Origin of the sequence: Rufibacter roseolus, from assembly GCF_017916365.1 — a bacterium.
GTDB classification, from domain to species: domain Bacteria; phylum Bacteroidota; class Bacteroidia; order Cytophagales; family Hymenobacteraceae; genus Nibribacter; species Nibribacter roseolus.
The window spans coordinates 972,885-984,244 of record NZ_JAFMSU010000002.1; the positions used below are offsets into that span (position 1 = coordinate 972,885).

Here is an 11,360-nt window from a genome sequence, read left to right on the forward strand (position 1 = left end):
AGGTCTTCACCCACAATGAAAGACCTGCGCATGTTGCAAATCAGCTTTCTTACCTGGGATAACCCTTTTGCAACAGGTTTTTTTGAAAAACAGCCCGGAAACAAGGACAGGATGACCGTGTAAATTCCCTTTGTTTTTCTTCGAACCAGGCCCAAAAACAGTTAAAAAGTAGGAATAGATTTTAGAGGAGAACAGAGCCGTGGCGGTGTTTTCGTTCATCGGGTAACAACTGGCAAGGCTTTAATTTTTGAGTGGTTTATGGAGAGAAAAGATTCTATACTGTTGGCTTTGCTGGCTAAGGTGGGGAAACTTCCGGAGCCTTATGATCATCCTACCCTTTCATGGGAGATTGCTGAGGAAACCCATCTGCCGCTGCACTGTGTCCTGGTGCTTTGCAAAGAACTCTCTGAGGAAGGTTTAGTGGCCATCAGCTCCCTTAATGAACCTCCCCTGCTGTACCTCACCAAAACCGGGGTGATCCGTGCCCGGCGGCATCAGGCGTAGCCTCCCAGGATTTTCAACTTAAGGATTCGCTCGCTATAAGGGATAAGGAAAGCCTTCATCTCCCTCTAACACTTCATAAAGAGAGCTCAGCCTGATTTTATTGACGCCTTCCTTCATCTATGTTTTGGCCCGGGAATGCAAAAACAGGCCGTATTTCTACGGCAGATCTGTAGGTTTAAGAAACTAAGCTCTGGGCTGCGTTGGCTTACCGGTGTGCTTTTTGGGTATCCTGATAAAAAAGGTGGTGCCTTTGCCTTCGGTGCTCTCAAACCAGATTTCTCCGCGGTGCCATTCCACAATGGTTTTCACGATGGATAAGCCCAGCCCAACGGTGGTTTCTCCCTTCAAGCCAGGTCTCCGGGCAGGCGTAAATTTCTCGAACAGGTTTTCCTGTAACCTTTCCGGGATTCCAATTCCGGTATCGGCTACCTTCACCAACACTGCATCTCCTACCTCTTCCAAGCTTACGGTAATAGAGCCACCATCTGGGGTAAATTTGAGTGCGTTGGAGATAAGGTTGGTGATGACCTGCATAAACTTAAGGTCATCAATCTCCACGAAGATCTCGTCGGCGCTGGAAACGAAATTTACTGCCAGCGGCAGCAGTTCCACGCCAAGTATTTCATACTCAATCATGGCTTCCCTCATCTTCTCCACCAGGTTCACCCTGCGGGTTACCAGATTGGTGTGGGAAGACTCCAGAAATTCCTGGTTCATGAACTCCCTGAGCATATCAGAACCTTGCTTGCTGATGCGTTCAATAAGGTTCAGTACATGCTGGGTATCCTCATCCTGGTGGTCCTTCAGTTGATCGGCCAGCAACCCAGACAGGTTCTGGATCATCCCTAGGGGTCCAGCCAGGTCATGGGCCAGAATGTTGAGCACACTGTTCTTCTTATTCGAAAACCGCTTCAGGTGATCATTGTACCGCCTGGCGGCACTTATATCCTCCATGTGGCCTACCAACAGTTTTCCAGAATCATTGTCTACCAGTGAGGCGGTAAGGCAAACCCATTGCTCCTCCAAATCAGGGAACTGTACCCTGAACTCAATGGAGGTGGGTACCCGCTGGTTTTGCAATTGCGCAAACCAATCCTGCACAAATTCCTGATCTTCTGGGTGTACAAAGGAGAGTAAAGTCTGGGGTTGGGCACTTCCAGTAGAAATCTTGAAAGAGGCTAGGAACTCAGGACTTTGATACGCAAATGCTTCTGCGGCTACATCATAAGCAAAAAAAGCCTGTCCGGTTTGTTCTAACAGAACCTGGTATAAGCCTGAAGAAGGATTCTGGGTTTCCATGTTGCAGTAATGACAGGTACATCTAAAGTCATCGCTCTCCAATCTACCAAAAAAAGAGAGGAAATGTTTAGCTAAGCAAAAATACGGACCACGCATCCTGCTTTTCCGCAATCCTTGATCCCCAATTCTGGCCAGAGAAAAGGATATCAATCCAACGCCTTCTTATTAGCTGATACTCAGGATAACTTTTTCTGATGGTAGGCAAAGCAACAGGGGGATAGCTGATTTAAGGCCATTTTTATGAAACATGCAGAAAACCGCTTTTAACTTTTAAAGCCCGGTTTACAGAAAAGACAATAGGTTTAGATGAAAACAAATCAGGAGAAACTGATTGGGCTAAAAAAGTAACAAAATTATATCTGGTAAAAATATATTTTGATTAATTATAATTATAGCTATATTAGAAGATTATAAAACCAATATTTTATGTAAAGTAAGCTTCTGCGCCAAAGTTAGGCACAAGGGAAAGAAAGCAGAAGGTAAGCCATTAAGGATTCATCAGAAAAAATTTTATATGCAGAAGAACTACTACCAATTGCTTGGCATAAAGGAATCGGCGTCTCCGCTGGAGATCAAGGATGCATACCGCAAACTGTCCAAAAGAATCCACCCCGATCTGAACCAGGGAGAGACCTTTTTTGAGGAATATTTTAAGGAAGTAAAAGAAGCATATGAAATTCTTTCTGACCAGGACAAAAAGCGGAGCTATGACACCCGCCGCTTCAGGCCCGCCATCACCAACAATGCTCCCCCTATCCCTAGTAACCTGGTGAACCTGGAGTATCAGGTTTCAAGGCTGGAATTGAAATTACGGGACCAAAACGAGCAGATGGCCACTTTGCAGGCCGAGAAAAAATCACTGCACCAGGAGCTTGAGTACTTTGTAAAAGCCTTGTTCGAAGTAAAGAACGAGCGCAGCCTCTTGCAGAGCAAAGTAAAGGAACTGGAGCAGGAAACCGCCTATCTCAGCAAACGCCCGGCTATCGTGGTAGAGAAAGCGCCGGACCGCAGCCGCGAACAGGAATTCCAGCGCAGAATCCAGGCCCTGGAACAGGAACTGCAAGGCGCGCAGAAGGAAATTGCCGGCAAAGACCAGGAACTAACCCAACAGACCCAGCACAAGCTAAAACTGGAAAAACGATTGCAGGACCTGGTGCTGGAAGCCGGTCAGGCGCAAGCGCGCGAGAAACAATTGCAGGCCCTGGCCCAGGAGGCGGCCCAGCAGAAAGCCCGGATGGAGGAACTGGAAAGACAAGCCGAGCAGGTAAAGACTGAGCTCCAAGGCAAAACCCGGGAGCTTGAACTGACGCTGCAGCACCGCAAAACCCTTCAAACTCACCTGCAGGAGCTGGAAAGCCGAAAGCCAGAACCTACCCAGGTGCCAGTAGCCAAAGGCGAAAAGAACGAGAAAACCCGCCACCAGCAGAACCAGCTCCTGGAAATCACCACCCAGAAACAGGCGTTGCAGAACCAGGTCCATGACCTGGAACTGGCCGCCGAGCAGCTGAAACAGGTGCTCCAGGATAAAACCAAAAGCCTGCAGCAAGAAAAAGCTCTGAAACAGGAACTACAGGCCAAAATCCAGACACTTACAGAGCAGGCTGCCCAGCAGCAGGAACAATTGCACCGCAAATCTCAGGAACTAGAAGCGGAAATCAAGGAGAAACAAGCGCAGCAAGCCAGAATCCAGGAGCTGGAACAAGAGGCAGCCCGCCAGGGAGCGCTGCTCAAGGCTAAAACTGAGGAATATACCCAAATAACGCAAAAACTGGGGGAACTGCAGGATAAGCTAAAGGCCCTAACCCAGAAGGAAACCAAACTGCACGCCACCATCCAGAAACTGGAAGCGCAAGCCGGTAAAGACCAAACCGAGTTGCAGGCCAGAGCCCAGGCCTTGCAAACCGCCACTGCCCAAAAGGAGGCCCTGCAGAAAGAATTGGAAGACCAAAAGAAAGCCACCGCCGCGGGCCAACAGGAACTTCAGCGCAAGGCCAAAGACCTGGAACAGGAAGGGGCCCTGAAACGCGCCGCCCAAAGCAAAATTCAGGAACTGGAGAAAGAGAAAGCAACCCAGCAGCAGAAGGTAACCGAACTGCAGAAAGAACTGGTGGCGGTTAAAGGCCGCTTCGCGCACCTGGCGCACCTGCAACCGTTTTTGGTGGAGCACATGGACTTCTTTAACTCAGCGGCACCTAAGGTCTATGGTGATTCCTTTGACCGCACCGAGATCAAATACATCTTCAGCCGCATGAAGATTGCCGTGCTCTCCGATAAACCCGGCAAGTTGAACGTGCTGGTAAAGTATGTGAAGCCCAACGGCCAGTTGTATTTCAACCCCAAGTCCTCTCCTACCGGCTACTCATTTGCGGCCACCCTCAGCTACAGCCCCGATGATGAATACCTGTACCTTTCAGGTTGGGGCAGCGACCGAGACACGACCTTCGTGGCCGGAGACCACCGCGTAGAGATCTATGACGAGACCGGCCGCCAACTCACCAAGGCCCACTTCATGGTGAAAGACAAAATTCTGAAGTTGTCTAAGCTGAAGAGCATTTTTTAGAAGGTGGCATGGAGTACCGGGAGTTGCAGGCAATGCATTAAGGCAAAGTAGATTCCGGTAAGATGCATCATGCTTTTATCGGGATGATGGCTGGGCTGGTTTATTCTAGCCTAAGCCGGCTTCATGGAGCTAATAGGTAGTTAAGGAATGATCATTTTGAGGCTAAGGCCTCACTGCAGTTTCAAACTGCAGACCATAATAGGTCCAAGTTGAAAACTTAAACCAGGGTTAAAGAACCAAGCTTCAAGAACCAGGCTTAAAGTCGTTTCCTGCCGTTAATTTTTAATTACAAAAGCTGATTCGCCGGTTAGCAGCAGCCTCGCCGTTTTTGGTGTTATAACCGACAACCGGTTGACGGATGGAATGCGCATGGGCAACCACAGGGATTGCCCTACATCCTACCCTGTCATTCGCTGGCGCGAGCGTCCCGCTCGTGTCCGTACGCATTCCTAATCCTCTTTTGCCATCTGCTTTTAATTGTTCAGGTATTCTGATGCATGGTAAAGCAACTTCCCGTAAAGCACTTCCCTCTCTTTTCATCTTGGAAAGATCTTGTGGGCGAACTATAAAAGCGTAAAAAAATGTCATTACTGTTCGCCCACAAGACCCTTTCAGGATGACAAAAGAGGACAGGCCTTTTGATTCAATATGCGTGCGGACACGAGCGGGACGCTCGCGCCAGCGGGGGAATGCTTCTTGCCCAGCACTCCTTTGAAATGCCGGTGTAGCGAGGGGACATGCGTAGGAGACAAGGCGGTGCCTGGTCTCTACACAGGGCTTGTGATGTGAAGGGAACGGCTGTTTCTCTTATGCTGCTACTTTTTGACCGTCTTTCTAAAATCGGGCTTAAAATGGATGGAAACGACGGCTTTTTTCCGGGGCTGCTTTCTTTTTAGTAGCTTTAATCTTACTAGAACCAACCTCTTTGCGTATGTACTGGACAAAAAGTGTTTTAGCGATATCCTTTGGTTTGCTGTTAGCCCATTCAGATCTTTCGGCGCAAGGCCAGGCCCAGGCACCTGCCCCCGCAGCGGTGAAGCCGGGCATGTACAAGAACCCGATGCCGGTAGCCATTGGCGACCCGTATGTGCTGTATGATGCGCCTACCCAAACGTATTACATGTACGGCACCGGCGGCGGGGCCAAAGATGGTTTCGGGACGTATTCTTCCAAGGACCTGGTGAACTGGAAACCCGAGGGGCAGGTGTTCAGGGGCAACATCCCGGGCTCCTGGGACGAGAAGAACTTCTGGGCGCCCGAGGTGTACCGCGTCAAAGACAAGTACTACCTGTTCTACTCCGCCGACTGGCGCCATAACCCCACCAACGAGGAAGAGAACTTCCGGATCGGCGTAGCCGTGGCCGATAAACCTACCGGCCCCTTCAAGCACCTCAGCGACAAACCTATCTTTGATCCGGGCTACCCCATCATTGATGCTAACCTGTACATAGACCCCAGCGGAAAGATGTACCTGTATTACTCGCGCTGCTGCTACAAACACCCCGTGGAGAGCGAGGTGGCTAGCTGGGCGAAGAAAACCGGCCTGTTCCCCGAGATTGAGGAAAGCTGGATCTACGGGGTGGAACTGAAGCCCGATTTCAGCGGTGTGATCGGCGAACCGGTACTGCTCCTGAGGCCGCCGGTGAAAATGAACGATTCGCAGTCTGAGTGGGAAAGCCGTTCGGTCACGGCCAAAGAAGTGAACCGTCGCTGGACCGAGGGTTCCTATACCTTTAAGCACGGCGATACCTATTACATGATGTACTCCGCAAATCACTTCGGGGGCGAGCACTACGCGGTGGGTTACGCCACGTCTAAAAGTCCGCTGGGCCCGTTCAAGAAAGCCGAGAACAACCCGGTTTTGCAGAAGAACACGCCCAAAGGCGGACTGGTGACCGGCACGGGCCACAATAGCGTGGCGTTCTCGCCAGATGGCAAGCAGATGTTCTGCGTGTACCACGGCCGCACCAAAGCTACCGGCGATGAGCGCGTGGTGTTCATTGATCCCATGAAGATCCAGAAAGACGGCAGACTGGTGGTGGAAGGCCCCAGCACCTCGCCCAAGCCATTGCCCCTGGGTAAGAAGTAAAGCTCGGTAAAATTTTGGCTCCGGAAATGGGTTTTTCACCTGAACCGGGGCTAAGATTTTAAATTATTTTCGGGCTTTATAGGCTCTAGGAGCCTTTAAATGGGGTTTGTAAAAGTTTCTGGTTTTCCTTGTACACCTAAGTAGAAAATCCCCGTATAGGATTGTCGACTAGGTATTTACAACAAATTTATGAACCACGGGACGGTAAAATTCTACAACTCAGATAAGGGCTTCGGCTTTATAACAGACACCCAATCTAACAAGGAATACTTCGTGCACGTGTCTGGCCTCATAGACCAAATCAGCGAGGACGATGAAGTGATCTATGAGCTTCAGGAAGGCCGCAAAGGCCTCAACGCCACCAACGTGAAACTGGCGTAAGTATTCCCCAAAAACAACGATAGATGTACCCCAAGGGCCTCTTCTGTATAAGGGGCTTTTGCAAGTACACCCAAGGAGATCCAGAAGGGCATGCCCCTGGCGTGAGGCGAACCCTCACAACCTGTCCTTTGCACTTAGGGAGGATGGAGAAAGTTCAGGGGAAACCCGCGTCCGTTTAAAGCCTGTTTCTAAGAAACCAGGCCCTAAACAGCGCATCCATCCGAAAGCCTTTGAAAGGAGATCTGCCCAGGCAAGAACCGCCTCGGCAGACTAGCTTCTCCTGCCCTTTTCCATAGGCTGGCAAGACCTTGCAGGCACAGAAGCTCAACGGCAGTATTTGGAAGAAGCCAGAAAATGGCCTTAGCAAGCATTAAACCAGGCTCTGGAAAGTATTCCGTTTATCTTGCGGTGGGAATGAACGAATACCTCAAGGCCCGTGTCTTAAGGGTACAATGAACAACAATATGAATCAAGGAACAGTAAAATTCTTTAATTCCGAAAAAGGTTTCGGTTTTATTAAAGACGCAAAAACATCTCAGGAGTACTTCGTGCACGTATCTGGTTTGATCGACGAGATCAGAGAGAACGACGAAGTAACCTATGAGCTCAAAGAAGGAAGAAAAGGACTCAACGCCACCAATGTACAACTGGCGTAGTCATTTGTCATAAACCTATTGCCTTTAAAGCCTCTCCCGCACCGGAGGGGCTTTTTTTGTGTCCAAAGTCTATTACCCAATGACTTTAAAGGTCTTGCTATATACCCTTCATTCCACTCCGTTAAACTCCTTTAGAACCCTAAATCTGAATACCATAAGATCTCTGTTCTACACTACCAAATACACAAATTGAGGAAGAAATCCAAAGGGTCACAGCCTAAAGGCGATGTAGAAATGGGAAATACCTTTAGTACTTGGTCAATAAACTGAGTGGCTCCGCATCCGAGAGCCAGGACTAAGGCTACGTGCTCTTCCTGCTTATTCGTGAAGCACCTCCCTGAGCATTTTGAGTTTTGCAAGCAGGAGATCAATTTTCAAATCCATGCTGGTTCTGAGTACCACTAGTGAGAAACGTTTTAGCAAAGTGACTTACTGGAAACCAAGCTGGAGTACCAGACTCCAAACGCCTTCCTCTTTCTGAACCTTTTACTGACTGCAACAGTATAGCAAAAAATGAATAAATATTTGGTTTCCTTAATAGAGGCTTAGAAAAATATAGCTGCCGCTAACAATCCCTTTAGAGTCACCTCTTCTTAAAGAATTTACTTGAGGTAATTTACTTTATGTTGCAGCAATTGAATGGCAAATTTATATTGATTAAAAACCTTGTTTACTTCTGTTTAAAGAAAGCATAATAACCAAAAATGAAAAGTATAATGAAAAAAGCAGTTTTACTATTTTCAAGTGTGATTGCATTAAATGTGTTTACAATTCATGTGGCTTCTGCGCAAAGCAGTAAGTTCTGGAATAACATAAATTTTGGAGTAAAAGCAGGCTTCAACTGGACAAGTAGCAATGATGAAGATAGGGTGTCAGATAACAAGGTCAATCCCCGTCCAGGTTTCCACGTAGGTGGACTTGCCCATTATCATTTAACTGATAAATGGGCCCTACAAACAGAATTAATGTATTCTAAAGAAGGAGCATTATATGACTTTCCAGGATCTGCCACCATTGCACCTTATGAAGGCAAGACTGATTTGAATTTTATAAACATGCCTTTTTTAGTTCAATATATGATTTTGTCTGGCTTAAGAATACAGACTGGCGTGCAAATAGGATTAGTAAAAAGTGCCAAATACGAGGACCCCTATAACGATGAGTTTGAAAAAGATGATATCCAAAAAGGTAATGTTTCCTGGACTATTGGCTTTGGATACTTAACCAAATCTGGACTAGGTTTTGATGCTCGTTATAATGGAGGATTATCCAATATGTACAAAGAAGGGTTCTATCCAGGGCAATCTGCCCGTACCCGTGCGGGACAAATTGGGTTTTTCTACCAGTTTAAATAAGGACCTATTTTATTTCCTTTCATTAATCAAAAAAGGTATTGGTTATAAAACCAATACCTTTTTTGATTAATTGCCAATTCCTTTGAATCTTTTCATACCTATTCTTTAATATCCTTTTATTTCTTCATCCCGTAATTCTCGCCACTCCCCCGGCTCCAAATCTCCCACTTCCACATTCACCATGCGCACCCGTACCAACCGCTCTACTTCATACCCCAGCTTATAGCACATCCGCCGGATTTGCCGGTTAAGCCCCTGCGTGAGCACAATGGCAAACTGCTTCTCTCCTACTTTCTGTACTTGGGCTGGCCGCGTCTTCTGGCCCATGATCATCACCCCGGAGGCCAGTTGTTCTAAGGCTTCGGGGGTTAAGGGTTTGTCTACCCTCACCACGTATTCCTTTTCTTGGTGGCTTTCAGCGTGGCTGATGCGGTTGTAGAGGGCCCCGTCATCCGTGAGCAACATGAGTCCTTCAGATTCTTTGTCCAGCCGCCCTACCGGGAACACCCGCACGTTCATGTTCAGCGCTTGGGCCAGGTTGTTCTCAATAGCGGGGTTGAGGGTAGATTCCACGCCGCGGGGTTTGTAGTAGGCCAGGTACGTAAACGTTTGGGGTTCTTTGAGGACTTGTCCGTCCAGCTGCACCTCGTCTCCTGCGGATAGCGCCTGCTGGAGCAGGCCTTTCGCCCCGTTCACCAGCACCCTACCGGAGATGATGGCCTGAATGGCTTCTTTGTTAGACAGCCTCCCTTTCTGCACCACGAAATACTGAAGAGAAGAGGTAAGGGATTTCATGGGTAATGAACCGAAGGGTTGGCCACAAGTGCTGTTATAAAGAGACCGCAAAGGTAAAGGAACCGACCCATACTATTGACGAGAGGTGGAATGATTTGCAAGATCCCCGGCCGGGCGAAAGAAAGGAAGCCCCCCCACTCAGGCACCAGTTACACCTACCCTGCCCAGGAAGATGAAGGAGCAGGAAAAGGCAAAGCCTTGAGCCCTCCTGAAATTGCGTAGCTTCTAAGAACAAACCTCCGTTTACAGGGTTTATAGAAAGACCAACCTTTCCCGTCTGTGAAAAAGCTTACTCTACGTCCGCTTCTTTCCGCCACTTCCCTGCTTTTGGCGGTGTTGCCCCTGCTTTTCTCCGCCTGCGATGCGCAACCGGTGAAAAGCCAGGCGAAAAGTGCCGCTGTCTACACGTCCAAAACCCCGCACCCGGATGGCACCGGCAAGGTGTACCTGGGCCGCGAGATTGCGCATGGCATGTCCACGAGCGGTGGGGAGTGGCTGGAGCGGGATACCCGGCAGGAAGAAGAAAACGTGGCGCTGGCCATCTCCAAACTACAGCTCCAACCCAACAGCGTGGTCGCTGATGTGGGCGCCGGCACAGGCTACTACACCTTCCGGATCGCGCCCAAGGTTCCGCAGGGAAAGGTGTACGCCGTGGAAGTGCAGGAGGCATTCGTGAAGGCCTTGGAGGCCCGCAAAAAGGAACTGGGCCTGAGCAATGTAACGGTGGTCAAAGGCAGCGCCCAGTCGCCTAACCTACCCGAGGTTTCGGTGGACCTGGCCATTATGGTGGATGTGTACCATGAACTGGAATACCCCCGCGAGATGCTGCAGGCCCTGCACCGGGCCCTGAAACCCACCGGCAAGCTGCTCCTGCTGGAATACCGCGCCGAGGACCCGTCGGTACCCATCAAAGCCCTCCACAAGATGAGCGCGGCCCAGGCCAACAAAGAACTTTCCGCCAACGGCTTTACCCTCTCCCGCCGCGAGGATTTCTTACCCATCCAGCATTTCCTGCTGTATGAGAAAGCCAAGGAGTAAACGGCTCTTACACAAAGCCTTGGACTTACCACTCGGGAGACGCCAGAGGTTGTATTTGAATGGCAGACTCCGGTACAAGTCCGGTTTCATATTCAGATTACTAAAGCATGGAAGAATTATAACCAATTGACCGAATCTCCAGGGGTGATTATTGGTGCTTATCTTCATCAAGGCGGGCTCCTTTGCAAGGCTTTTGCCGGAATTTCCTATAGTTGATTTTGGCTTGTTTTTGATATAATGAGCCAAAAGGAGGAACCCACCCCAACCCCTACCAGGTGGGGAATTCTGGAATGCGTCATGTAGGTATTTGAGCCGTAATTTTGGTCCTTGGTGATAACACCAACAACGGCGGGCAGGGCGGGTGAGGCTTGTAGGAGAACGACGAGGAGAATGTAGGGGCACCTCTTGTGGGTGCCCTTTCCCGTTGCTCCCGGTTAATTCCTATAGTTGCTGGCTATTGCGGAGGACCCGTGGGAGACAAGGCATGCCTTGTCTCTACATTCAAAAACCAAATATTACAAGATGAGAACAGCTGGATTTCCAACCCGTCCGGCAGGACGATGCAGGCATTGCAGCGGCTCTAAAACCAAAGCAGGACCATGCAGGGAGGCGGAGGTTGGGCGCATGCGTAACCCAACCACCGCCGAGCGTAAGTAGTGGCTTCACCAACGGCAGTGGCGTAA

Annotated in this window: 10 protein-coding genes and 1 pseudogene; 8 read left to right on the forward strand and 3 right to left on the reverse strand. The window is 49.2% G+C overall.

The features are described from left to right. Positions 1-6: 6 nt before the first annotated feature. Positions 7-219 (reverse strand): hypothetical protein, encoded by a 213-nt coding sequence (locus tag J3P35_RS13060; protein ID WP_210465026.1) that lies wholly within the window; start codon positions 217-219, stop codon positions 7-9. Between the two features lie 39 nt (positions 220-258). On the opposite strand from J3P35_RS13060, the gene J3P35_RS13065 reads away from it, so the two are divergent. Beyond that, positions 259-504: a hypothetical protein gene (locus tag J3P35_RS13065; RefSeq protein WP_210465027.1), complete on the forward strand. Its 246-nt coding sequence runs from the start codon at positions 259-261 to the stop codon at positions 502-504. A gap of 183 nt (positions 505-687) precedes the next feature. Here J3P35_RS13065 and J3P35_RS13070 read toward each other — a convergent pair whose 3' ends face one another. Beyond that, the gene (locus J3P35_RS13070) at positions 688-1,764 is read right to left on the reverse strand and encodes a PAS domain-containing sensor histidine kinase (RefSeq protein WP_394371291.1); all 1,077 of its coding nucleotides are present in this window, start codon (positions 1,762-1,764) and stop codon (positions 688-690) included. Here J3P35_RS13070 and J3P35_RS22295 point away from each other — a divergent pair. The 6 genes and pseudogenes from J3P35_RS22295 to J3P35_RS13095 form a co-directional block, all read left to right on the forward strand. Next, positions 1,763-1,813: pseudogene (locus J3P35_RS22295) on the forward strand (hypothetical protein); the annotation flags it as partial. The gene J3P35_RS13070 and the pseudogene J3P35_RS22295 sit on opposite strands and share 2 nt — an antisense overlap. Positions 1,814-2,317: 504 nt before the next feature. Next, positions 2,318-4,363 (forward strand): DnaJ domain-containing protein, encoded by a 2,046-nt coding sequence (locus J3P35_RS13075; RefSeq protein ID WP_210465029.1) that lies wholly within the window; start codon positions 2,318-2,320, stop codon positions 4,361-4,363. A gap of 931 nt (positions 4,364-5,294) precedes the next feature. Continuing rightward, positions 5,295-6,452 carry a glycoside hydrolase family 43 protein gene (locus J3P35_RS13080; protein WP_210465030.1) on the forward strand — a complete coding sequence of 386 codons (1,158 nt, stop codon included), beginning with the start codon at positions 5,295-5,297 and terminating at the stop codon, positions 6,450-6,452. A 189-nt stretch (positions 6,453-6,641) separates the two neighbouring features. Continuing rightward, on the forward strand, positions 6,642-6,833 hold the full coding sequence (locus J3P35_RS13085; RefSeq protein WP_210465031.1) for a cold-shock protein: 192 nt from the start codon (positions 6,642-6,644) through the stop codon (positions 6,831-6,833). 464 nt (positions 6,834-7,297) lie between these two features. After that, positions 7,298-7,489 carry a cold-shock protein gene (locus J3P35_RS13090; RefSeq protein ID WP_210465032.1) on the forward strand — a complete coding sequence of 64 codons (192 nt, stop codon included), beginning with the start codon at positions 7,298-7,300 and terminating at the stop codon, positions 7,487-7,489. Positions 7,490-8,205: 716 nt separating this feature from the next. Then, positions 8,206-8,844 (forward strand): porin family protein, encoded by a 639-nt coding sequence (locus J3P35_RS13095; RefSeq protein ID WP_210465033.1) that lies wholly within the window; start codon positions 8,206-8,208, stop codon positions 8,842-8,844. Between the two features lie 105 nt (positions 8,845-8,949). On the opposite strand, the gene J3P35_RS13100 is transcribed toward J3P35_RS13095, so the two are convergent. Further along, positions 8,950-9,639 carry a pseudouridine synthase gene (locus J3P35_RS13100; protein WP_210465034.1) on the reverse strand — a complete coding sequence of 230 codons (690 nt, stop codon included), beginning with the start codon at positions 9,637-9,639 and terminating at the stop codon, positions 8,950-8,952. A gap of 279 nt (positions 9,640-9,918) precedes the next feature. Here J3P35_RS13100 and J3P35_RS13105 point away from each other — a divergent pair, with 279 nt between their 5' ends. Further along, positions 9,919-10,677, forward strand: a complete 759-nt coding sequence (locus J3P35_RS13105) for a class I SAM-dependent methyltransferase (RefSeq protein ID WP_317195381.1) — start codon at positions 9,919-9,921, stop codon at positions 10,675-10,677. Positions 10,678-11,360 lie beyond the last annotated feature (683 nt).

Bases quoted from the DNA above. Each gene is read 5' to 3' on its own strand.
- J3P35_RS13060 (WP_210465026.1), bottom strand. From the start codon at position 219: ATGAACGAAAACACCGCCACGGCTCTGTTCTCCTCTAAAATCTATTCC.
- J3P35_RS13085 (WP_210465031.1), top strand. From the start codon at position 6,642: ATGAACCACGGGACGGTAAAATTCTACAACTCAGATAAGGGCTTCGGC.
- J3P35_RS13065 (WP_210465027.1), top strand. From the start codon at position 259: ATGGAGAGAAAAGATTCTATACTGTTGGCTTTGCTGGCTAAGGTGGGG.
- J3P35_RS13080 (WP_210465030.1), top strand. From the start codon at position 5,295: ATGTACTGGACAAAAAGTGTTTTAGCGATATCCTTTGGTTTGCTGTTA.
- J3P35_RS13100 (WP_210465034.1), bottom strand. From the start codon at position 9,639: ATGAAATCCCTTACCTCTTCTCTTCAGTATTTCGTGGTGCAGAAAGGG.
- J3P35_RS13090 (WP_210465032.1), top strand. From the start codon at position 7,298: ATGAATCAAGGAACAGTAAAATTCTTTAATTCCGAAAAAGGTTTCGGT.
- J3P35_RS13075 (WP_210465029.1), top strand. From the start codon at position 2,318: ATGCAGAAGAACTACTACCAATTGCTTGGCATAAAGGAATCGGCGTCT.
- J3P35_RS13095 (WP_210465033.1), top strand. From the start codon at position 8,206: ATGAAAAAAGCAGTTTTACTATTTTCAAGTGTGATTGCATTAAATGTG.